This window comes from Nocardioides phosphati, assembly GCF_014646375.1.
GTDB lineage: Bacteria > Actinomycetota > Actinomycetes > Propionibacteriales > Nocardioidaceae > Nocardioides > Nocardioides phosphati.
This window is the reverse complement of sequence record NZ_BMNI01000001.1, coordinates 836771-858285: the sequence shown is the minus strand read 5'-3', so window position 1 is coordinate 858285 and position 21515 is coordinate 836771. Positions and strand designations below refer to the sequence as shown.

Genomic DNA, 21515 nt, shown 5'->3' with positions numbered 1-21515 from the left:
CGGTCGGCTCGGCAGACTTGCGCAGTGAGCTTTGACCGCTACGGCACTGACGTCCTCAACAACGACTGGCGCAAGCCGAAGAACGGCCGCGCCGTCGAGATCTCCTCCGACCTCGGTCTCGTGCTCGAGGAGGTCATGACGGACTTCTGCGGCGAGATCGTCGCGGTCGACCGGGACCTCCGCACGGTGACCCTCGAGGACCGCCGGGCCAAGCGGCGTACGTTCCCGATGGGGCCGGGCTTCCTGCTCGAAGGACGTCCCGTCATCCTCTGCCCGCCGGTGACGCAGAAGGGCCCCGAGCTCCCCACGCGTACGGCGTCGGGATCGATCGCCGTGCACGGCACGAAGGCCCGGGTGGCGCGTGCGAGCCGGATCTTCGTCGAGGGCCGGCACGACGCCGAGCTGGTCGAGAAGGTGTGGGGCGACGACCTGCGGATCGAGGGCGTCGTCGTGGAGTACCTCGACGGCATCGACGACCTCTCCGAGCACCTGCGCGACTTCCAGCCCGGGCCGAACCGCCGCGTCGGCGTGCTGGTCGACCACCTCGTGCCCGGCTCCAAGGAGAGCCGCATCGCGCAGTCGATCATGAAGTCCGAGCAGGGCAAGCACGTCCTGATCGTCGGCCACCCCTACATCGACGTCTGGGCGGCGGTGAAGCCCGAGCGGCTCGGCAAGAAGGCCTGGCCGGACGTGCCGCGCCACCTCGAGTGGAAGAAGGGCGTCTGCCAGGCGTTCGGCTGGCCGCACCGCGACCAGGCCGACATCGCCCGGGCGTGGAAGCACATCCTCGGCGGCGTCCGTGGCTTCCAGGACCTCGAGCCGGCCCTGCTGGGCCGGGTCGAGGAGCTCATCGACTTCGTGACCCAGGCCTGATCAGCCGGGGTCGATCTCGTCGCGGACCTCGAACTCCACCTCGAGCACGTCCGGCTGCTCGCTCGAGCGCAGCTCGCGCGGGCTGTCGTCGACGCCGGTGAGCCGACGGCGTACGCCCTCGGCGATGCGGGCGGAGACCGAGTCGATCGCGTCGTACATCTGCGCGGCCTTCTCGTCGTGGGCGGCCTGGAGCCGCTCCGCCCTCGCGCGGGTGACGGGGATCGCCCGGAAGAGGCCGAACGGGATGCGGGCCGCGGCGGTGTGGCCGACGCGCGCGAGCGCGCTGCCGAACGCGACCGCCTCGGTGCCGACCTGGACGCCGTCGGCGATGCGGGTGCGGGAGTCGAGGTAGACCCGGCGCTCGACAGCCCACGCCCGCTGGCGCCGGACCGCCCGCTCACCGTCGAGCAGGGCCTGGTCGGCGTCGCGGAAGGAGCGTGCGGCCAGGACCACCAGCCCGAGGCAGAGAACGACGAGGACGACCGCGCTAGCGAGCAGCATGGACGCGCACCTCGACCTCGACGCCCTCGGCGGCCATCTCGGTGACCAGCTCGCGCGAGGCCTGCTCGAGCACGACCTTGCGCACGCTGTCAGGGGCCATCGCGGCGAGGACGCCAGCGGCCTTGTTGCGGGTGAGCGCCACGTCGAGGGGGTTGAGGATCTCCACCACCAGCACGCGGCGCGACCCGGCACCGAGCAGCGCCTCCAGGTCGACCGGCAGCGGCACCGCCGGCTCGAGCGCCTCGACCTGCTCCGTGAGCGCGGCGGCACGGACCTTGAGGCCGTTGAGCTGCCACAGGAGCACGGCGCACGCGCCCGCGAGCAGCAGGGCGACGATCAGCGCGATCACGGCGACGACAGCGGTCATGTGCGCAGCCTAGGGCGCGTCATCGGCCTACGGGAGCAGGTCGCGCACAACCGCGTCGGCGAGCAGGCGCCCGCGTGTCGTCAGCACCAGCGAGCCCTTGATCGCGCCACGGCCGTCGAGCAGGCCGTCGGCGATCAGGCGGGGCACCGCTGCCCGGCCGGCCGCGTCCAGGACGACATCAGGCACGCCGTCGGCGAGGCGCAGCTCGAGGAGCACTCGCTCGACCCTCTGGTCCTCGACGGAGAGGAGCTCGCGGCCGTGCGCAGGGCTCGTCCCGGCGGCCAGGCGCTGCGCGTAGGCACTCGGGTGCTTGACGTTCCACCAGCGGACGCCGCCCACGTGGCTGTGGGCGCCGGGGCCGACGCCCCACCAGTCCGCGCCCTTCCAGTAGAGGAGGTTGTGGCGGCAGCGGCTCGCCTCGTCACGCGACCAGTTGGAGACCTCGTACCAGTGCAGGCCGTCGGCGCTCAGCAGCTCGTCGGCGAGGAGGTACTTGTCGGCGAGGTCGTCGTCGTCGGGCATCGGCAGCTCGCCCCGGCGTACCTGACGGGCGAGGGCGGTGCCGTCCTCGACGATCAGCGCGTACGCCGACACGTGGTCGGGCCGGTTGGCGAGCGCGGCCCGGAGCGACGTCTCCCAGTCGGCCAGCGACTCCCCCGGCGTGCCGTAGATCAGGTCCAGGCTGACCTGCTCGAAGCCGGCCTCGCGCGCCCACTCGACCGCCCGCGGCACGCGCTCGGGGTCGTGGGTGCGGTCGAGCACCTTGAGCACGCTGGAGACCGCCGACTGCATGCCGAAGCTGAGCCGGGTGTAGCCCGCCTCGCGCAGCTCGCTCAGGTAGGCCAGGTCGACGCTGTCGGGGTTGGCCTCGGTCGTCACCTCGACGTCCGGCGCGAAGCCGAACTCGTCGCGGATCGCGCGCAGCACCAGGCCGAGGTCGCGCGCGGGCAGCAGCGTCGGGGTGCCTCCGCCGAGGAAGACGGTCTCGACCGGCCGGTCCACCTCGCCCAGCACCTGGCGGGCGAGCGCGACCTCGCGCACGGCCGTCTCCGCGTAGCTCGCCTGCGAGGCACCGCCGCCGAGCTCCTGCGCGGTGTAGGTGTTGAAGTCGCAGTAGCCACACCGCACCCGGCAGAACGGGACGTGGACGTAGAACGCGAAGGGCCGCTTCTCCTGCCCCGCCAGCGCTTCGGCCGGGAGCGCGCCGTCAGCGGGCGCAGGCTCTCCGTCGGGCAGGGTCGAGGGGCTCACGCGCCCATCCTCCCAGCAGGACGCAGGAAGCCCCGCACCGCTCGGGGCGGCACGGGGCTTCCAGGTGGCTGACTCAGCTGTAGAGCGCGTCGATCAGTTCCTTGTTGTTGGTCTCGACGACCTTCCGCTTCACCTTGAGCGACGGCGTGAGCTCGCCACCCTCGATCGAGAAGTCGCGGTCGAGGACGACGAACTTCTTGATCGTCTCCCAGCGGTTGAGGCGGGCGTTGAGCTCGTCGACGTAGCCCTGGACCATCGTCTGGCAGGCGTCGGAGGTGACGATCTCGGCGTACGACTTGCCACCGAGGCCGTTCTCCTTGGCCCAGTCGGCGATCAGGTCGGGGTCGAGGGTGATCAGCGCCGAGACGAAGTTCCGCTCGTTGCCGTGCACCAGCATGTTGGCGACGTACGGGCAGATCGCCTTGAACTGCGACTCGATCGACGACGGCGCGACGTACTTGCCACCGGAGGTCTTGAAGAGGTCCTTCTTGCGGTCGGTGATGCGCAGGTGGCCGTCGGCGTCGAGCTCGCCGATGTCACCCGTGTGCAGCCAGCCGTCGACCAGCGTCTCGGCGGTCGCCTCGGGGAGGTTGTGGTAGCCCTCCATGACGTTGGGGCCCTTGATCAGGACCTCGCCGTCCTTGGCGATGCGGACCTCGGAGCCCGGGAACGGGATGCCGACGGTGCCGATCTTGTTCTGCTCGGGGTGGTTGACGAAGGCGCCGGCCGAGGTCTCGGTGAGGCCGTAGCCCTCGAGGATGACCAGGCCCGCGGCGTTGAACCACTCCGCGACCTCGCGGTTGAGCGCGGCAGAGCCGGAGATGAAGAACTTGATCCGGCCGCCGAAGCGCGCGCGGACCTTGCTGAAGACCAGCTTGTCGAAGAGTGCGAACTGGACCTTGAGCGGCAGCGGGACCTTCTTGCCCTCGGCCTGCAGCTTGCGGACCTTGAGGCCGACGCCGAACGCCTTGTCGAAGATGCCCTGCTTGCCCTCGGAGGCGACGGTCGTGACGATCCGGCCGTAGGCCTTCTCGAAGATGCGCGGGGCCGCACCCATGAACGTCGGCCGGATGACGGCGAGGTTGTCGACGATCTTGTCGACACGGCCGTCGATGGCCGTGGCGAAGCCGCAGGCGAGCTGCGTGGAGAGCAGCACCTTGCCGAACGAGTGGGCCATCGGCAGCCAGAGGAACTGCAGGTCGTCCTCGCCGAGGATGCCCTGCGACTTGATCGCCTCGCCCTCGAAGACCCACGCCTTGTGGCGCAGGCGGACGCCCTTGGGCTTGCCGGTCGTGCCGGAGGTGTAGATCAGGGTGGCCAGCTGGTCGGCCGGGATCGCAGCGGCCATCTCGTCGATGACGTTCGGGTGCTTGGCCAGGTAGTCGGCGCCCTTCGCCTCGAGGTCGGCGAGGCTCAGCACGCCCTCGGAGCTCGGACCGGTCAGCGTCACGATGGTCGTGAGCTCCGGCATCTCGGCGCGGTGCGCCGCGACCTTGGCGATCTGGCCCTCGTCCTCGGCGAAGAGGAGGCGGCTGCCCGAGTCGGCCAGGATGTACGCCGTGTCCTCGCCGCCGGTGGACGGGTAGACGGTGGTCGTCGCCGCGCCCGCGCACATGATCGCGAGGTCGGCGAGGATCCACTCGTAGCGCGTGCCGGACAGGATGCCGACACGCTGCTCGGGCTCGATGCCCAGGGAGATGAGGCCCGCGGCGAGCTTGCGGACGCGGTCGCCGGCCTGCTGCCAGGTCACCGACTCCCATCCGTCGGTGCTCGGGAAGCGGTAGGCCTCGCGGGGACCGGAGGTCTTCACCCGGTCGAGGAACTGGATGGCCACGTTGGCCGGCATGGTGTCCAGGAAGGACGCATCGCGGTTGATCGGCATGCGCGCAGCGTACTCCCGGGTAACCCGCTAGGAGATGTAGTCCTCGACCTTGGACCGGACCGACGTGGCGAGCCCCTCGATCGCCGCGAGGTCCGGGAGCAGTGCCGGCTCGGTGGTCAGGGCGCGGAACATGTGGCTGACCGTGACGCCGTGGTCGGGGCGATGGACGATCTCGATCGCGTCGCCGGCCGCCACCTCGCCCTCCTCGAGCACGCGGAGGTAGGGGCCGGGGCGCGCGTCCTCGGTGAAGCGCCGGACCCAGCCGCGCGTCGGGCCGCCCGCCTCGGCGATCCGGATCTGGAAGGTGTTGCACGGGATCCGCACCTTGGCGACCTCGAAGAGCGCTCCGCCGATCCGCCACCGCTCCCCCACGAGCGCCTCGTTGACGTCGATGCCCGAGGTCGTGAGGTTCTCGCCGAACCAGCCGTCGGGGAGCTCGATCCCGAGCTCGGCCGCCCACCGGTCGAGGTCCTCGCGCGCGTAGGCATAGACGGCCATGTCGACCCCACCGTGCACGTCGGGGCTGCCGACGGCATCGCCCAGCAGGCCGAACGGCGTGGCGCGTGCCGGACCCGACACGGGCACCTTGCCGATCGCCGTTCGTGCCTCGCGGGAGCCGGTGGTGGCGCGGGGCTGGCCGACGTTCACGGAGAGGACGACGGCATGGGCCGGATGGGGGGTGGTCACCGGTTGATCATGCCCGGTAGACAAGGCGCATGACCGCAGCGCAGTGGCTTCCCGACCCGACCCGCCGGCACGAGCTCCGCTACTGGAGCGGCGACGCGTGGACCGAGCACGTCGCCGACGAGGGCGTGCAGGCCGTCGACCCGCTGGCGGACGGGAGCGCTCCCGAGCCCGCGGAGCCGATCGACGAGCACGTCCCCACCGGCGGCGGCCACGGCCGTGGCGGCATCAGCGGCGACCTCGTCGACGGCCGTTACAGCGAGAGCACCTCCGCCGCGCCCGGCCCGTCCCTGCAGAACTCCAAGCTGCTGCGGGTCCGCGTCGCCGAGCCGTTCATGGCCCGCCAGGGCGCGATGGTCGCCTACCAGGGCGCGGTCAGCTTCGCCTACCAGGGCGGCGGGGCCGCGCGCTTCCTCAAGAAGGCGCTCACCGGCGAGGGGCTCTCGCTCATGCGCGTCGAGGGCCAGGGCGACGTCTTCCTCGCGGACGAGGCGAAGCAGGTCCACCTCCTCCAGCTCGACGACAGCGGCATCTCCATCAACGGCTCCAACGTCCTCGCCTTCTCCGCCGACCTGGCGTGGAACGTCGAGCGGGTCCGGGGCGGCAGCATGGTCGCCGGCGGACTCTTCAACACCACCCTGCGCGGCACTGGCTGGGTCGCCATCACGACCGACGGCGACCCCGTCGTCCTCGACGCCGCCGAGGCCCCGACGTACGCCGACGCGAACGCGCTCGTGGCCTGGTCGATCGACCTCCAGACGTCGATCCGGTCGACGGCGACCGCGGGTGCACTGATCGGGCGCGGGTCGGGTGAGGCGTTCCAGGTGGCGTTCGGCGGGCAGGGCTTCGTCATCGTCCAGCCCTCCGAGGGGCCGACCGTGCCCCCGCACTCGCACGGCGGCTGAGGCCTTCCCGCAGATTTTTCTGCAAGGCCTGTCGGATCCGGCGTACGGCGTTCGTGGAGTGGGTGTCAGGGCAGGATGGACCCGCCCACCTCTTGCAAAGGAAACCAGCGACATGACGCTCTACATGCTCTCCGTGCACCACGACGGCACCGCCGACTTCGAGTCGAAGACGATGGAGGAGCTGCAGCCGGTCTTCGAGGCGGTCGACCGCTTCAACAAGGAGCTGCAGGACGCCGGATCGTGGGTCTTCGCCGGCGGCCTCGAGCCGATCGAGGCGGCGACGACCGTCGACAACACCAAGGGTGAGGCGCTCGTCATCGATGGCCCGTTCTCGGAGTCGAAGGAGTTCCTCGGTGGCTTCTGGGTGATCAAGGCCGCCGACCTCGACGAGGCGCTCGCCTGGGCCCAGCGTGGCTCGAAGGCGTGCGAGGGCAAGGTCGAGGTGCGCCCCTTCCAGGGCGACACCGAGGGTCTCTGACCGCTCTTGTCCGACGTCGACCTGACCACTGTCTTCCGTGCCGAGCACGGACGGGTCGTGGCCACCCTCGCCCGTCGCCTCGGCGACCTCGACCTCGCGGAGGACGCGACGTCCGAGGCGCTGCTGGTGGCGGTCGAGCGGTGGCCGGTCGACGGCATCCCACCCAACCCCGGCGCGTGGCTGACCACGGTCGCCGGCAACAAGGCGCTCGACCGGATCCGGCGTGAAGGCCGGCGCGACACGAAGGAAGCGGAGGCAGCGCTCATGGCCACACAGCTCGCCGGCTCCGCGTCCGAGCCTGGTGGTCCGATCGACGACGACCGGCTGCGGCTGGTCTTCACCTGCTGCCACCCGGCACTCGCGCTGGAAAACCGCGTCGCCCTCACCTTGCGGCTGCTGGGCGGCCTCACCGTCGCCGAGATCGCGCACGCCTTCCTGGTCCCCGAGCGGACCATGGAGCAGCGCATCACGCGCGCCAAGAAGAAGATCACGGCCGCCCACATCCCCTACCGCGTGCCGGCTGCAGCCGACCTGCCGGCGCGCGTGTCCGGCGTACTGGCAGTGCTGTACCTCGTCTTCAACGAGGGCTACCTCTCCTCCGGCGTCCTCCCCCGTACGGCGGGCCCCGATGCCGCCGCGCCCGTGGCCGTCCGTTCGGAGCTGTGCGACGAGGCGATCCGGCTGACCCGCCTCGTCGTGTCGCTGCTGCCCGACGCGCCGGAGCCGCTCGGGCTGCTGGCGCTGATGCTGCTCACGCAGGCGCGGGCGACTGCGCGTGTGGTCGACGGCTGCCTGGTCACGCTGGACGCGCAGGACCGTTCGCTGTGGGACGCCGCGCTCATCGACGAGGGCCACGCACTCGTGCGTCGTTGCCTGGCGATCGGTCGTCCGGGGCCCTACCAGCTCCAGGCGGCGATCAACGCGGTGCACTGCGACGCCGTCGACGTCTCGATGACCGACTGGGCGCAGATCCGGGCGCTCTACGACCAGCTGATGGTGGTCGCGCCGTCGCCCGTGGTGGCGCTCAACCGCGCGGTCGCGGTGGCGGAGCTCGACGGTCCGTCGGCCGGGCTCGCGCTGGTCGAGTCGCTGGCGGAGGCGCTCACGGGCTATCACGCCTTCCACGCCACCCGCGCGGACCTGCTGCGTCGCCTGGGGCGCGCGGTCGAGGCCGATGACGCCTATGCGCAGGCGATCGAGCTCGCCGGCAACCCCGCCGAGCAGGCCTGGCTGACGCGCCGACGCGCGGAGCTCTGACGCGCCGGAACTGCAGTCGTCGCGCGCTCAGGCGTCGGTGGCGAGCTCGTCGCCGGCGAAGTAGTGCTGCCCCTCGTCGCCGTCGACCTGGACGAGGTACTGCTGCCGGGTGTCGTCCCAGGAGACGACGGTGCCGGTGCTGTCCGTCCCGTCCCTGCCCTTGACCTGCACGGACTGCCCGATCTCGTAGCCGCTCATCGTGGTCCCTTCCGTCAGCGTGCCGTCGCCCGGACATTGCCCGATCGCGTCACGCGCATGCCCGAAGACGGCGCGCCGGCGCCTCGCGACGGACTCAGGAGACGAGCCCCGCGATCAGCTGGACCAGGTTGAGAGCGAGGAACACCCCCGCGAGACTGACCGCGACCAGCACCGGCGTACGACCTTCGGGATGTCCTCCGCGGATGGCACGCCGCCCCAGGAACCCCACCAGCAGCGCCGGCAGCGCGAAGACGAGAATCGCCGGCAAGCCGGCAGCGAGTGCAACCCCCGGAGGGACGGTCTCGTCGCCACTGTGGCCCAGCGCCGCCAGCAGGCCCTCGCCCGCGACGGAGGCCGCGACGAACGAGGGGATGAACGCCGCCAGCGACCACCAGGCACGGCGGACGTCAGGGTCGGACTTCACCATGGGCGGGAGCGGGCTCGTCATCCTCATCACCTCGTTCCCACGGTCGCCCGGCGGCACCGCCTCTCGTCAGGGCACGCAGTCATACGAGGACGGGGCTTTGGTCACCACCGGTGAGCCCAGCAGCACACCTCACCGCGCCAGCTCCTGCGACGCACGCCCGGTCATGCGCAGGGATGCCCCGACCTGGTCAACGCCGGAGGTCGAGCTCCATCCAGACGTCGTCCGGGCCACCCAATGCGTCGGTCTCCCGACGCGTCTCGACGAACCCCCGCGCGCCGTAGAACAGCCGGGCGGCTTCGTTGCCGTCCATGAAGGCGAGTGTCACCCGGTCTGCGGTGCCGGCAACCGCGCCGAGCACCTTGGCCAACAAGGCCTCACCGACACCCTCGCGCTGTCGCTCCGGCCGGACGTAGAGCCTCCCGATCGTCGCGGTGCGCTCGCGGAGGCCGTACGAGGCCATGCCCACGACCTCCCCGCCGTCGTCGGCGACCCAGACGACCCCGCGCTCGATCGACGCGTGCGTCGACTCCGGCGTCCACCAGCTCGCGAGCACGTGGTCGACGTAGGCGTCCCCCACCAGCGGGCCGTACGTCGGCGGCCACGTCGCCCGGCCGACAGCCAGGACCCCGTCGACATCGGCCGGGGTCGCGCGGCGGATGACGACCGTCGTGCGGGGCTTCCGGTGCCTCACCGCACCAGCTCCCACGTCGTACGCCGCCCGTCGGGGCCGACGAGCACGCCGGCGGCGAGGGCACCGAGCACCAGTGAACGGACCTCTGCCTCGTCAGACGCCGGGCAGGTCACCCTGACATCGACCACGAGCGCACCCCCGCGGGTCACGACGTCGGTGCGGTGCGGCCAGCGGCAGTCGCCGTCGTGCTCCCAGACGCCGCAGAGGGCGACCGTGACGGCACCACCCGGCGCACGGGTGTCGCCGCTGGCGTCGAGGCGGATCCGGTGGACGAGGCGGAGCTCCATGGGCGCACTCTCCCACCGCGGCGCCCCACCCGCGTCAGCTGAGACCGAGCACCGCAAGGGTCTGGGCGGCCATCTTCGACTCACCCAGCGCGTTGGGGTGCACGATCACCGGGTTCGTGCCCGTCAGCACAGGCTCGATCCAGCGGACGCCGGACGCCTTGCACGCGTCGTGGCCGGTCGAGACGGCGTTCATGTCGACGTACGTCGATCCGGTCGCCGCCGCCGCCCGGCGTACGGCATCGTTGAGGGTCCACTGGATGTTGTGGACGTACGGCACGTCGCCCGAGGCGATCGGCATCTTGAGGAAGCAGCCCCCGGTGGCCGGCGTGATCCACGGGTAGCCGACGATCGCGACGCGCGCGGCCGGCGCCTTGGCGTGCACCGCCTCGAGCGTGGCCACCAGCGACGGGTAGGTGACGTTCTTGATCGTGTCGGTGAACGACGAGCCGTACTTCGTCTGGCACGGGTGGCCCTGGCCGAGGGTGGAGAGCCCGGCCTGACCGCACTTGAGGATCGTGTTGATGAAGACGCCGCTGTCGTTGCCGCCGATCGTCATCGTGACCAGGTTCGTCGTGCCGTCGATCGCGTCGAGCTGCGGGGCGACGCCGCCGTACTGCGCACCCGCGAAGTCCTTCGTCTGCGCCGCGCCGCAGGTGACGTCCTTGTAGGCGTAGCCCTTGGCCGCGGCGATGACGTGGCCGTAGTTGCGGGTCGAGCGCAGGCACTCCGGCGGGGCGGTCAGGTCGAGCGGCAGCACGCCCGAGGCCGCGCTGTAGGAGTCGCCCATCGCGACGTACTTCAGGGTGGCGGCGTCGGCGGTGAGACCCCCGGCCGGGACGACGGCCACCGCCGCAGCGGACGCGAGACCTGCGACGACAGTGATGACGCGACGGAACACGGGAACTCCTCAGCTCGATGACCTCACGAGGCAAACGAGCGAAGTCGCGATCCGTGACGGTGACCACTTCCGGGTCGGCTCGTTGTTCCCACCATGCGCCGCGTCGTCCTCGCCTCCGCCCTCGCCCTCGTCGGCAGTGCCCTCGCCGCCCTCGCGCCGGCCGCCGTCACGACCGGCGCCGGCGCCGGCGCCGCCCTGCCGTCGTGCAGCTCGAAGGCCTGGCTCTCCGCCTGGTACGCCGCGCCCGGGGACGCCCTGCTCTCCCAGCCTCCGCTGGAGCAGACGTTCCGGATCCAGGTCCGGCCCCTCGCGCAGGGCACCGTGGCCCGCTTCCGCCTCTCCAACCGGTTCGGGATCGCGCCGGTGACCTTCGGCCACGCGACGGTCGGCCTGCAGCAGTCCGGCGCCGCGATCACACCGGGCACACTGCGCCCGATCACCTTCGGCGGCGCCACGCGCACCACCGTGCCGAAGGGGGCTGACGTCCTCAGCGATCCGGTGCGGATCACCTTCGCCCGCTTCCAGAGACTCCTGGTCAGCGTCCACGTCGTCGGCGCCCCGGGCCCGGCGACGCAGCACGGCATCGCCGAGCAGACCACGTGGCAGACGCTGCCGCTCACGGGCAACCACACCGCGCAGCTCACCGGTCAGGGCTTCTTCCCGACCCCGCTCCTCAAGACCGCGCCCACGCTCCCCCAGTCGATCCCCTACCTCACCGGCGTCGACGTGCTGGCCCCTCGCTCGACCGGAGCGGTCGTGACCATGGGCGACTCGATCACCGACGGCACGCAGGCCGAGGTCCTTCCGTTCGTGCTCTCGGCCGCCAACATCGACGCCTTCGCCAGCTATCCGGACCAGCTCGCCAACCGGATCGCCGCGGCCGGCCTGCCCTTCTCCGTGGCCAACGCCGCCATCTCCGGCAACATGCTGCTCAAGGACGCGATCGTGCCCGTCTTCGGTCCCTCGGGCCTCTCGCGCCTCGGCCGCGACGCCCTCAGCCGCTCCGGCGCGACGACGCTCATCCTGCTCGAGGGAATCAACGACATCGGCCAGACCTACGCGAGCCGTGACGCGCTCGTCGCCGGCTACACGCGGGCGATCGAGGCCGCGCACGCACGCGGGCTGCGCGTCCTCATCGGCACGCTCACGCCGATGGCTGGGGCCCTCCAGCCGCCGGCGTACGGCGCACTCGGCGAGCCGGCCCGGCTGGCGGTCAACACGTGGATCCGTGGTCAGCACCTCGCCGACGGCGTCATCGACTTCGACAAGGCGGTGCGCGACCCGGCGCAGCCCTCGCGCATCCTCCCGGCGTACGACGGCGGAGACCACCTGCACTTCAGCGCCGCGGGCTACAGGGCGATGGCAGCCGCCGTGCCGCTGTCGAAGCTGAAGCGGCCCCTCTGCGGCTGAGGTGCCCGAGCCCGGCCTCGGCGCTCGCTAACCCACCCGCCGTTGCGCGCAGGCGACGGCTGCAGCCAGGTCCACGCCGTACGTCGGGCCGCCGGTCGCGGCGTAGGCCGCGACGTTGCCGGCACCTCGCTCGACCAGCCGCTGCGCGCCGACGGGCCTGCCGCGGGCCGCGTGGGTGAGCCCGACGCAGAGCTGCGCGAGGCCCTGCCACAGCGGCCGTTCCTCCTCGGGGCACGACTTCCAGCGCGCCTCGAGGACCTCGTGCGCGGAGAACGGCCTGCCCTCGGCGAGCAGCCGCCGGGCCTCGGCGACCGTCTCGAGCGGCGGCAGCGGCTCCTCCGAGACCGGCTCGACGCCCTCCGCGTCGTACGGCAGCGGGCGGCCCAGGGCATCGCGCGGGCGCGCCTGCCGGGGCCGTCCTGCCTCGTCGCGGTCGCGCTGACTCACGCGGCCAGTCTGTCAGCCGCGTGTCAGCCCAGGTCGCCGGTGACCTGGGTGAGCCGGAAGGAGTTGCCCGACGGGTCACGGAAGCCGGCGTCGATGCCGTAGGGGCGCTCCTCCGGCGTCTCGGTGAACTCGACGCCGCGGGCGCTGAGCTCCTCGTAGGACTTGCGGCAGTCGTCGGTGGTGAAGAAGACCGTGCCGGCGAAGCCCTTGGCGGTGAGCGAGGCGATCTCGGCCTGCGTGGCGTCGTCGAGCATCGGCGCGCCCGGGATCGCCATCAGCACGATCTCGACGTCCTGGCCGGGGACGCCGACGGTGAGCCAGCGGAAGTTGCCCAGCTCGGGGACGGTGACGTCGGTGCGGAGCTCCATGCCGAGCTTCTCGGTGTAGAAGGCGAGCGCCTCGTCCTGGTCGTGGACCCAGACCTGCGCGGTGGACAGCTTGAACATCGGGTTCTCCTTGAGTTGTCGAGGTGATGTCTCAACGCTAGGGAGCCGGGTCGCCCGCTGGCTTCTCGAATCGTGCGGTCTCCGGGACGTGCGCCGGCCGGCCGTGGGCCCGCACGACGCACGCCGGCACCACCGCGTACGCCGAGGCGGGCGGCCCCGCGGCCCGGTACGCCGACGGCGTCACGCCGTACATGCGCTTGAAGCTGGTCGTGAACGACCCCACGCTGGTGAGCCCGACCGTCATGCAGACGTCCGCGACGGAGCGGTCGGTGTGGCGCAGCAGCGAGGCGGCGCGCTCGAGCCGCCGGGTCAGCAGGTAGACATGGGGCGACTGGCCGAAGGCTCGCTTGAAGGCCCGGCTGAAGTGAGCCCGGCTCAGGCCGGCGGCCTCGGCCATCGCGGCCACGTCGATCGGCTCGGTGTAGTGCCGGTCGGCGAGGTCCTTCGCCCGCAGCAGGTGGCGTTCGATCGGGTGGCTCACCGGCCGGTCCCTACTTGGTCTTCTTCTCCGCCGGCTGGGTGGTGGAGAGCGCGGCGACGAACGCCTCCTGGGGGACCTCGACGCGGCCGACCATCTTCATCCGCTTCTTGCCCTCCTTCTGCTTCTCCAGCAGCTTGCGCTTGCGGCTGATGTCGCCGCCGTAGCACTTGGCGAGGACGTCCTTGCGGATGGCGCGGATGGTCTCGCGGGCGATCACGCGGGCGCCGATGGCAGCCTGGATCGGCACCTCGAACTGCTGCCGCGGGATCAGGTCCTTGAGCTTGCCGGCGAGCATCACGCCGTACGCGTACGCCGCGTCCTTGTGCACGATCGCGGAGAAGGCGTCGACCGGCTCGCCCTGGAGCAGGATGTCGACCTTGACCAGGTCGCCCGGCTGCTCGCCGTCGAACTCGTAGTTGAGCGAGGCGTAGCCCTTGGTCTTGGACTTCAGCTGGTCGAAGAAGTCGAAGGCGATCTCGCCCATCGGCAGCGTGTAGCGCATCTCGACGCGGTCCTCGGAGAGGTAGTCCATGCCGTGCAGCGTGCCGCGCTTGTTCTGGCAGAGCTCCATGATCGTGCCGATGTAGTCGGACGGCGACAGGATCGTCGCCTTGACCACCGGCTCGCGGACCTCGGCGATCTTGCCGTCGGGGTACTCGCTCGGGTTGGTCACCTCGATCTCGGAGCCGTCGTCCATCGTCACGTGGTAGACCACGTTGGGGGCGGTCGAGATCAGGTCGAGGTTGAACTCCCGCTCGAGGCGCTCGCGCGTGATCTCCATGTGGAGCAGGCCGAGGAAGCCGCAGCGGAAGCCGAAGCCGAGGGCACCGGAGGTCTCCGGCTCGTAGGTGAGCGAGGCGTCGTTGAGCTGCAGGCGCTCGAGGGCGTCGCGCAGGTCGGGGTACTGGTCGCCGTCGATCGGGTAGAGACCGGCGTAGACCATCGGGTTGGGGTGCTCGTAGCCACCGAGCGGCTCGGTCGCGCCGTGGTGCTGCAGGGTCACGGTGTCACCGACGCGGGACTGGCGGACGTCCTTCACACCGGTGATCAGGTAGCCCGTCTCGCCCACGCCGAGCTCGCCGGCCTTGAGCGGCTCGGGGCTGATGACGCCGACCTCGAGCATCTCGTGGACGGCGCCGGTCGACATCATCCGGATCCGCTCGCGGTGCTTGAGCGAGCCGTCGACGACACGGACGTAGGTGACCACGCCGCGGTAGGTGTCGTAGACCGAGTCGAAGATCAGCGCACGGGCCGGGGCGTCGGCGTCGCCGACGGGGGCGGGGACCTGCTTCACGATCTCGTTGAGCAGGTGCTCCACGCCGATGCCGGTCTTGGCCGAGGTGAGCAGCACGTCCTCGGGCTCGCAGCCGACGAGGTTGGCCAGCTCGAGGGCGTACTTCTCGACGTTGGCGCTGGGCAGGTCGATCTTGTTGAGGACCGGGATGATCTTCAGGTCCGCGCCCATCGCGAGGTACAGGTTCGCGAGGGTCTGCGCCTCGATGCCCTGCGCGGCGTCGACCAGCAGGATCGCGGCCTCGCACGCCTCGAGCGACCGGGAGACCTCGTAGGTGAAGTCGACGTGGCCCGGGGTGTCGATCATGTTGAGGATGTACGTGCCCGGCTCGGCGTCGGCGTCGTTGCCCTCGGTGACCGTCCACGGCATGCGGACCGCCTGCGACTTGATCGTGATGCCGCGCTCGCGCTCGATGTCCATGCGGTCGAGGTACTGCGCCTTCGCCTCACGCTCGCCGACGACACCGGTCAGCTGCAGCATGCGGTCGGCGAGGGTCGACTTGCCGTGGTCGATGTGCGCGATGATGCAGAAGTTGCGGATGATCGACGGGTCGGTCGCGCCGGGCTGGGGTGCCGACTTCGCTGCGGTGCTCACAACGGGCGATTCTCCCATGGGTTGTGGCTCGTTCCTGCCACCCGTCGGGCACCATGGCTCCCCGTGACCGTCCCAGCCCTCCGTCTCCCCCTCGCGCGCCGCATCTCGTGGCCCTTCCTGCCGCCCGAGCTGCGCGCCGAGATCGCCGCACGCTGTGGCGGCGAGGTCGTCGCGGAGGAGCCGTGCGAGCTCGGCTTCACCCCGGGCTTCGCAGCGCTGCTGACCCTGGCCGACGGCACACGGCACTTCGTGAAGGCGGCCTCCGCCAAGGCGCAGCGCGGCTCCGCCCTCTCCTACCGTGCCGAGATCGCGGTGCTGAGGTCGCTGCACCCGTCGCTCCCGGTCCCCCGCCTGCTGTGGTCCATCGACAGCGACTGGGTCGCCCTCTCCACGTCGTACGCCGGCGGGCGGGCGCCGTCGCTCCCCTGGGTGGCGTCCGAGCTGGAGGCGTGCCTGGACGCGCTCGAGGAGGCCGCGGCACTGCTGACGCCGTCACCGATCTCCGCCGGGTCCGTGGTCGACGAGTTCGCGGCGTGGCCGTCGTACTGGGACTGGGTGCTGCCGCGTGAGCACCTCGACGAGGCCCGGGAGCTGGCGGCGGGCTTCGCGCAGCACTGTGCCGGCGAGACGCTCGTGCACGGCGACGTCCGCGCCGACAACCTGCTCCTCGTGAGCGAGGCTGACGGCGCGGGCGCCGAGCGCCTCCGTGCCGAGGTGCTCGACTGGACCTGGCCCGCCGAGGGCGCAGCCTGGCTCGACACGGTCACCCTGCTCGCACTCGCGCGCTCGCAGGGCGCGGACGGTGTCGATGACCTGCTGGCGACGCGGGCGCTGACCCGCGACGTACCGGATGCGGCGGTCGACTCCTGGCTGGCGCTGCTCGCCGGCTACTTCCTGAAGTCGGCGAGCGACCAGGTGCCCCCTGCGGCCCCACACCTGCGCGGCCACCAGCAGGCGGCGGGCGAGGCGTTCTGGGACTGGCTCGCCGCCCGTCGCGGCTGGTGACCCGGCCGCGCTTCACCCGTTTTTGCGGGCCGGACGCGCGCTGGTAATCTTTGCGGTCGCGTGTTCAAACGGGCCTCTCCCCTCTCACCCCACGAGTGGCCAGGGATCGAGCGCCGTACCAAACACCCTTTTTCTCCAGTCTCAGAAGGACGTTTTTCATGGCGAACATCAAGTCGCAGATCAAGCGCAACAAGCAGAACGAGGTTGCTCGCGAGCGCAACAAGGCCGTCAAGACCGGCCTCAAGTCCGCGATCCGAAAGTTCCGCGAGCTCGCCGCCGCCGGCGACAAGGACGCCGCTGTGGACGCCGCCAAGGTCGCGCTGAAGAAGCTCGACAAGGCCGCCTCCAAGGGCGTCATCCACAAGAACCAGGCTGCGAACCGCAAGTCCTCCATCGCCAAGCAGGCCGCTCAGCTCTGAGCCCCTCAGCGATAGCGCGAACGCCGGTCCTTCGGGGCCGGCGTTCTGCATTTCGGGAGGTTGGGCCGTGGACCGGCGCCGGGGTTCAGCCCTGGCGGGGTCGCGGCACCTCGCTGCGCAGCGCCAGCATCTGGCGGGCCACTCGCTCGGCCTCGACCGGAAGCTGACCTGCCGGGCAGCCAGCGAGGCGGGCCATCCGCACGGCCCGGGAGAAGCTGCGCAGGGCGACGCCTGCCGGGACCCGGTCGTTCTCCTGCGCCAGCCTCGCAGCGGTCTGGAGCAACAGCTCGTTGGCCCGCCTGATCTCGTCCGTCGTCGTCATGATGGCCTCCTGCCACGCGCCTGGTGGGCTCGTGGACCAGCGAAGCCGCTGCGCGGAAGCCGAAACAGGGCCGTTGGTCCTGTCCGACCGGACCGGCCGGGTCAGGAAGCGACGTCCGGGCGGCGCAGTTCAGCGGGCGTCGCGGAGGCCGGCGACGGTCAGGACCAGCCGCTCCAGCGTGTACGCCGCGTCGTGGGCCGCGCCCTTGATGTCGGCGTCGGCCTGGGCCACGGCCCGGATCGCGGCCGCAAGCCCGTCGGGCGACCACGAGCGGGCCTGGTCGCGGATGGTGCGGAGCTTCCACGGCGGGACGCCGACCTCGCGAGCCAGGTCGTTGTCGCGCATGCCACGCGGGGCGCCGACGAACTTGGCCAGGCCGCGCACGCTACCCGCGAAGGCGGAGGTCACGAGGACGGGCGGGGTGCCGCCGTCGAGCGCCCAGCGGAGCTCCTCGAGGGCAGCGGCACGGCGGCCGAAGAAGGCGGCGTCGGCGACCGCGAAGGACTTCGCCTCGGCCCGGCCGCCGAAGTAGCGCTTCACCTTCTCGAGGGTGAGCGGCTCGCCCGGGAAGTCGTTGGCCAGCTGGTGGGCAGCGGCGGAGAGCGAACGGAGGTCCTGGCCGACGGCGGTGACCAGGAAGCCGGCCGCCTCGGAGTCCATGCGCGCACCCGAGACCCGCGCCTCGGAGACCGCGAAGCCGACGAACTCCGACGGCTTCAGCGCGGCTGACTTCACCTCGGTGACCGTGGCGATCTTGCGCAGCTTGGTCAGCACTCCGCTGCCCTTCTGGCCACCGGAGTGGACCAGCACGAGGGCGATGTCGTCGACCGGGCTGGCGCAGTAGTCGAGCAGGCCGGCGACGGACTCCTCGGGCAGGTCCTCGAGCTGGCGCACCACGATGCAGCGGGTGGTCGAGAAGAGCGAGGGGGCTGCGAGCTCGCCGAGCGTGGCCAGCGTCAGGTCGCCGCCGCGCGCGTCGGAGAACTCCGCCTCGGCGTCGAACCCACGGACCGCCTGCCTGGCCGTCTGCACGGTGCGCTCGTTGAGGAACTCCTCGGGCCCGGTCACCAGCGTGACGCGGCCCAGCACCTGCGGTCCGGACATGGGCCCCACCCTAGTGGTGCGTACTGACAGCGATGCCGCCGCCGGGTCGCGCGACCACGAGGACGTCGCCGTCGCGGTCGGTGCGGCGTACGTCCATGCCGGCCGTGGCCAGCGCGGCGACCAGGTCCGGTGCCGGGTGGCCGTAGTCGTTGTCGGCTCCGACGGAGATCAGGGCGAGCCGCGCCCCGAGGGAGGTGAGCCAGTCGGTCTCCTGGTAGCGGCTGCCGTGGTGCGGCACCTTCAGCACGTCCACGCGGAGCCCCGGCAGCGTGCGCTCGAGGACCCGCTGGGCCTCCGGCTCGACGTCGCCGGCGAGCAGGATCCGCACCCCTCCGATCTCCGCCAGCATGACGACCGAGGCGTTGTTGGGCCCGCTCCCCTCGTCGGCCGCGGTGCCGTGCTGCACCACGCCCGGCACCGGACCGACCACCTGCAGCTGCACCGCCCCGATCCGCCAGCGGGTCCCGTACGCCGGGACGCGCGCCCGCCCCGCCGCCAGCCGCTGCACCATCGCAACCCGCTCGGGCGGCTCGCCGAGGCTGGTCACGGCGACCGACCCGACCTGCCGTCCGGCGTACACGCCTGCGAGGCCGTCGACGTGGTCGGCGTGGAAGTGGGTGAGGACGACCAGCGGCACCCGGCGTACGCCGAGGCGGTCCAGGCAGTGGTCGATGAGGGTGGGGTCAGGCCCGGCGTCGACGACGACCGCGGTGCCGGGCCCGGCGTCGAGGACGAGGCCGTCGCCCTGCCCCACGTCGCACATCGCCATCACCCAGCCGTCGGGCGGCCAGCCCGGAGTCGGGGGCGGGACGAGCATGACCACGACCAGCCCGGCGGAGAAGACGAGCGTCGGCCCCCGGCGTGCCAGGAGCGGCCCGGTCAGCAGGCCGCCGACGATGCAGAGCAGCGTGAGCAGCGTCAGCGCGACCGGTCCTGCACCCCAGTCGAGTGCCGGCGTCGCGAGCCCGGACGTCGTCCGCGCGATCGCGATGATCGCGGCTCCGCAGCCGGCAGCGACCCAGCCGAGCGCAGCACCGAGCGGGTGCCAGACGAGCTCGAGCAGTCCGCCGAGGAGGCCCGCTACCGTCGCGGGCGCGACGAACGGCTCCGCGAGCAGGTTGGCGAGCACCGCAACGAGGCTGACCTGTCCCGAGATCGCCGCGACCACGGGCGTGCAGGCGAGCTGCGCGGCCGCCGGGACGGCGAGCGCGGCGGCAAGCCACTCGGGCAGCCAGCGCGCGAGCGCGCGCGTCCACGAGGGCGCGATCAGCAGGATGCCGGCCGTCGCCAGCACGGAGAGCGCGAAGCCGGCCTGAACGGCCAGCCACGGCTGGACCAGGAGCAGCACCAGCACGGCCAGCCCGAGCGCGCGTGGCCCGCGGTCACGTCCGCCGCTGCCGAAGCCGAGCAGCGCCACCGACCCCATCGCCGCAGCCCGGACGACGCTCGGCTCGGTGCGCGCGACCAGGACGAACCCCACGATGCCCGCGACGGCGAGGACGACCTGCCACCGTCCGCGCACACCGACCGCGCGCCCGACGAGCAGAAGGAACCCCACCACCAGCGTGAGGTTGGTGCCGCTCACGGCGGTCAGGTGCGTGAGCCCGGCCGTGGCGAACTCCGCCTGCACCTGCTGCGGCAGCCCGGCGTCGTCGCCGTCGACCAGCGCGGGCACGAGGTCGCGCTGCGGCGCTCCGCGCCCCGCCACCGCCTCCCGTACGCCGCCACGCAGCGCCGCAGCCGCCCGCCAGACCGGCCCGGGGCCGGAGACGTGCCCGGGACTGCCGCGTGGGAGGAAGACGGCCGACTTCGCCGGGTCGGCGGCGGACCGGAGCCGGCCGCTCGCCACGACGCGGGAGCCCAGCTCGACGCGTGTCCAGGACTCGTCGGCGACCACGAGGACGGGCGCGTGCAGCCGGGCGCCACCGCGACCCTGGCGGACCACGAGGAGCGTGGCGTCGAACCGCACGCCTCCGCCGAAGCGCTGCACGAGCGGCACCGGGTCTGACGTGACCACGAGCTGGGCGTCGACGGCGGCGAGCCGCTGCGCCAGGCCCGGGACCGGCCCGGCGGCGGACTGCTCCGTGTGGAGCAGCGCGCTGCCCGCCGTGGCCAGCGCGACCAGGGCCCACGCGGCCACCGTGACCCGCAACAGCGGCCGCCGCAGCGCAAGCCACCCACCGGCGGCGGTTGCCACGACCGTCAGCACCGCGGCCGGGACGGGCGGCACCAGGAGGACGAGCAGCGCACCCCACCAGGCCGCGGCCCCGAGCGCCGGCCCGCGCAGGTCGCGGCCGCGCTCCTCGCGGCCGGTCGGCATCACACAGTCGCGTGGGGAGCGATCTCGGCGAGCGTCGCCTCGCCGATGCCGCTGACGTCGAGCAGCTGGTCGACGCTGGCGAACGGCCCCTGCTCCTCGCGGAAGGCGACGATCGCCGCCGCAGTCACCGGGCCCACCCCCGGCAGCTCCTCGAGCTGTGCCTCGGACGCGGTGTTGAGATTGACCTTGCCGCCGGCATCGACGCCGGCGCCCGCAGCCCCGCCCGCGCCCGTCGCGGCTCCCCCGCCAGCCGCCGCCGGAGCGCCGACGACCACCTGCTCGCCGTCGACGAGGAGGCGCGCCAGGTTGAGCCCGGCCAGGTCGACGCCCGGCCGTGCACCGCCCGCCGCCTTGAGCGCGTCGACGACCCGGGCGCCCGGCGACAGCACCACGATGCCCGGTCGCCGGACCTTGCCCGCGACGTGGACGACGACCTCGGCCGACGAGCTGGCGGCTGCCGAGGCGCCCGCGGACACGGCGGGCGAGGCAGCACCGGAGACCCCGACCGGCGTCGCCAGGGCACCGGCCACCGGCACCGCCATCGGCAGGTCCCGCGGCTGGCTGCGGAGCGAGAGCCACGCGACCAGGCCGATGCCGAGCGCGAGCAGGACGGCGACGACCGCGATCGGCCCCGGCCCGAGGAGCGCCCCCGGCACCCTGCCCGAGACCCGCCCGACCACGCCGCCGGCAGGCTCCGGGAGGCGTCGTGAGGCGTGGCGGCCGGGAGCACGGAGGGCGGTGACGCCCGGGGGCAGGTCACCTGCCTCGACCTCGACGCGCTCCTCGCGCACCCGCTCCTCCTCGTCGCGCGCCCGCGCGGCCTCGGCGGCCGCCCGCTCCCCCGTCAGCTCCGCGCGCAGCAGCGCCAGGCGCCGCGCCAGCGCCTCGTCGTACGACTCCCGAGATCCCATGGCGCTGACGCTAGGCAGCGACGGAGACCCCGCCAACCGGCGTGCGGCAGGCCTGTGGACAAC

At 72.3% G+C, this 21515-nt stretch carries 25 protein-coding genes; 7 read left to right on the top strand and 18 right to left on the bottom strand.

Translation table 11 applies throughout. The annotated features are described in order from the left end of the window. The first annotated feature begins 24 nt into the window (after positions 1 to 24). Positions 25 to 873 carry a DUF3097 domain-containing protein gene (locus IEX47_RS04305; RefSeq protein ID WP_188782706.1) on the top strand — a complete coding sequence of 283 codons (849 nt, stop codon included), beginning with the start codon at positions 25 to 27 and terminating at the stop codon, positions 871 to 873. Here the strand turns inward: IEX47_RS04305 and IEX47_RS04300 are convergent, their stop codons facing one another. The 5 genes from IEX47_RS04300 to IEX47_RS04280 form a co-directional block, all read right to left on the bottom strand. Continuing rightward, positions 874 to 1374, bottom strand: a complete 501-nt coding sequence (locus IEX47_RS04300; protein ID WP_188782705.1) for a hypothetical protein — start codon at positions 1372 to 1374, stop codon at positions 874 to 876. Beyond that, entirely contained in the window at positions 1361 to 1741 is a 381-nt protein-coding gene (locus IEX47_RS04295) for a hypothetical protein (RefSeq protein WP_188782704.1), read from the bottom strand. The genes IEX47_RS04300 and IEX47_RS04295 overlap by 14 nt, the downstream gene beginning before the upstream one ends. Positions 1742 to 1768: 27 nt before the next feature. After that, the gene (hemW, locus tag IEX47_RS04290; RefSeq protein WP_188782703.1) at positions 1769 to 2992 is read right to left on the bottom strand and encodes a radical SAM family heme chaperone HemW; all 1224 of its coding nucleotides are present in this window, start codon (positions 2990 to 2992) and stop codon (positions 1769 to 1771) included. A 73-nt stretch (positions 2993 to 3065) separates the two neighbouring features. Beyond that, positions 3066 to 4874, bottom strand: a complete 1809-nt coding sequence (locus IEX47_RS04285) for an AMP-dependent synthetase/ligase (RefSeq protein ID WP_229662613.1) — start codon at positions 4872 to 4874, stop codon at positions 3066 to 3068. 27 nt (positions 4875 to 4901) lie between these two features. Further along, entirely contained in the window at positions 4902 to 5561 is a 660-nt protein-coding gene (locus tag IEX47_RS04280) for an MOSC domain-containing protein (RefSeq protein WP_188782702.1), read from the bottom strand. Positions 5562 to 5590: 29 nt separating this feature from the next. Between IEX47_RS04280 and IEX47_RS04275 the strand changes: the two genes are divergently transcribed. The 3 genes from IEX47_RS04275 (at position 5591) to IEX47_RS04265 (ending at position 8198) form a co-directional block, all read left to right on the top strand. Beyond that, positions 5591 to 6463 (top strand): AIM24 family protein, encoded by an 873-nt coding sequence (locus IEX47_RS04275; RefSeq protein WP_188782701.1) that lies wholly within the window; start codon positions 5591 to 5593, stop codon positions 6461 to 6463. Positions 6464 to 6575: 112 nt separating this feature from the next. Continuing rightward, positions 6576 to 6941: a YciI family protein gene (locus tag IEX47_RS04270; protein WP_188782700.1), complete on the top strand. Its 366-nt coding sequence runs from the start codon at positions 6576 to 6578 to the stop codon at positions 6939 to 6941. 6 nt (positions 6942 to 6947) lie between these two features. Then, on the top strand, positions 6948 to 8198 hold the full coding sequence (locus tag IEX47_RS04265; RefSeq protein ID WP_188782699.1) for an RNA polymerase sigma factor: 1251 nt from the start codon (positions 6948 to 6950) through the stop codon (positions 8196 to 8198). A 27-nt stretch (positions 8199 to 8225) separates the two neighbouring features. Here IEX47_RS04265 and IEX47_RS04260 read toward each other — a convergent pair whose 3' ends face one another. The 5 genes from IEX47_RS04260 to IEX47_RS04240 all read right to left on the bottom strand — a co-directional run bounded on the left by IEX47_RS04260 (position 8226) and on the right by IEX47_RS04240 (position 10699). Continuing rightward, positions 8226 to 8396, bottom strand: a complete 171-nt coding sequence (locus IEX47_RS04260) for a hypothetical protein (RefSeq protein WP_188782698.1) — start codon at positions 8394 to 8396, stop codon at positions 8226 to 8228. A 94-nt stretch (positions 8397 to 8490) separates the two neighbouring features. Continuing rightward, positions 8491 to 8844 carry a hypothetical protein gene (locus IEX47_RS04255; RefSeq protein ID WP_188782697.1) on the bottom strand — a complete coding sequence of 118 codons (354 nt, stop codon included), beginning with the start codon at positions 8842 to 8844 and terminating at the stop codon, positions 8491 to 8493. A 166-nt stretch (positions 8845 to 9010) separates the two neighbouring features. Further along, positions 9011 to 9514, bottom strand: a complete 504-nt coding sequence (locus IEX47_RS04250) for a GNAT family N-acetyltransferase (protein ID WP_188782696.1) — start codon at positions 9512 to 9514, stop codon at positions 9011 to 9013. Further along, the gene (locus IEX47_RS04245; RefSeq protein WP_188782695.1) at positions 9511 to 9801 is read right to left on the bottom strand and encodes a hypothetical protein; all 291 of its coding nucleotides are present in this window, start codon (positions 9799 to 9801) and stop codon (positions 9511 to 9513) included. Before IEX47_RS04245 ends, IEX47_RS04250 begins: the two co-directional genes overlap by 4 nt. Before the next feature lie 34 nt (positions 9802 to 9835). Continuing rightward, on the bottom strand, positions 9836 to 10699 hold the full coding sequence (locus IEX47_RS04240) for an SGNH/GDSL hydrolase family protein (RefSeq protein ID WP_229662612.1): 864 nt from the start codon (positions 10697 to 10699) through the stop codon (positions 9836 to 9838). Between the two features lie 93 nt (positions 10700 to 10792). On the opposite strand from IEX47_RS04240, the gene IEX47_RS04235 reads away from it, so the two are divergent. Then, positions 10793 to 12109 (top strand): GDSL-type esterase/lipase family protein, encoded by a 1317-nt coding sequence (locus tag IEX47_RS04235; RefSeq protein ID WP_188782694.1) that lies wholly within the window; start codon positions 10793 to 10795, stop codon positions 12107 to 12109. A 27-nt stretch (positions 12110 to 12136) separates the two neighbouring features. Here the strand turns inward: IEX47_RS04235 and IEX47_RS04230 are convergent, their stop codons facing one another. The 4 genes from IEX47_RS04230 to lepA are packed head-to-tail and all read right to left on the bottom strand — an operon-like array spanning position 12137 to position 15389. Further along, a complete protein-coding gene (locus IEX47_RS04230; protein ID WP_188782693.1) occupies positions 12137 to 12556 on the bottom strand; it encodes a DUF309 domain-containing protein in 420 nt (139 codons plus the stop codon). 23 nt (positions 12557 to 12579) lie between these two features. Then, positions 12580 to 13002: a VOC family protein gene (locus tag IEX47_RS04225; protein WP_188782692.1), complete on the bottom strand. Its 423-nt coding sequence runs from the start codon at positions 13000 to 13002 to the stop codon at positions 12580 to 12582. Positions 13003 to 13039: 37 nt separating this feature from the next. Further along, positions 13040 to 13483 (bottom strand): helix-turn-helix transcriptional regulator, encoded by a 444-nt coding sequence (locus tag IEX47_RS04220; RefSeq protein WP_229662611.1) that lies wholly within the window; start codon positions 13481 to 13483, stop codon positions 13040 to 13042. A 10-nt stretch (positions 13484 to 13493) separates the two neighbouring features. After that, positions 13494 to 15389, bottom strand: a complete 1896-nt coding sequence (gene lepA, locus IEX47_RS04215; protein ID WP_188782691.1) for a translation elongation factor 4 — start codon at positions 15387 to 15389, stop codon at positions 13494 to 13496. A 45-nt stretch (positions 15390 to 15434) separates the two neighbouring features. Here lepA and IEX47_RS04210 point away from each other — a divergent pair, with 45 nt between their 5' ends. Together IEX47_RS04210 and rpsT are read left to right on the top strand one after the other, a co-directional pair. Next, positions 15435 to 16376 (top strand): protein kinase family protein, encoded by a 942-nt coding sequence (locus IEX47_RS04210; RefSeq protein ID WP_188782690.1) that lies wholly within the window; start codon positions 15435 to 15437, stop codon positions 16374 to 16376. A 158-nt stretch (positions 16377 to 16534) separates the two neighbouring features. After that, positions 16535 to 16795 carry a 30S ribosomal protein S20 gene (gene rpsT, locus IEX47_RS04205; RefSeq protein ID WP_188782689.1) on the top strand — a complete coding sequence of 87 codons (261 nt, stop codon included), beginning with the start codon at positions 16535 to 16537 and terminating at the stop codon, positions 16793 to 16795. An 85-nt stretch (positions 16796 to 16880) separates the two neighbouring features. Here the strand turns inward: rpsT and IEX47_RS04200 are convergent, their stop codons facing one another. The 4 genes from IEX47_RS04200 to IEX47_RS04185 all read right to left on the bottom strand — a co-directional run bounded on the left by IEX47_RS04200 (position 16881) and on the right by IEX47_RS04185 (position 21452). Continuing rightward, entirely contained in the window at positions 16881 to 17117 is a 237-nt protein-coding gene (locus IEX47_RS04200) for a hypothetical protein (protein WP_188782688.1), read from the bottom strand. A 129-nt stretch (positions 17118 to 17246) separates the two neighbouring features. Continuing rightward, positions 17247 to 18221, bottom strand: a complete 975-nt coding sequence (holA, locus tag IEX47_RS04195; protein ID WP_188782687.1) for a DNA polymerase III subunit delta — start codon at positions 18219 to 18221, stop codon at positions 17247 to 17249. A gap of 10 nt (positions 18222 to 18231) precedes the next feature. Continuing rightward, on the bottom strand, positions 18232 to 20541 hold the full coding sequence (locus IEX47_RS04190) for a ComEC/Rec2 family competence protein (protein ID WP_188782686.1): 2310 nt from the start codon (positions 20539 to 20541) through the stop codon (positions 18232 to 18234). After that, entirely contained in the window at positions 20541 to 21452 is a 912-nt protein-coding gene (locus IEX47_RS04185; RefSeq protein WP_188782685.1) for a ComEA family DNA-binding protein, read from the bottom strand. The genes IEX47_RS04190 and IEX47_RS04185 overlap by 1 nt, the downstream gene beginning before the upstream one ends. Between the last annotated feature and the right edge of the window lie 63 nt (positions 21453 to 21515).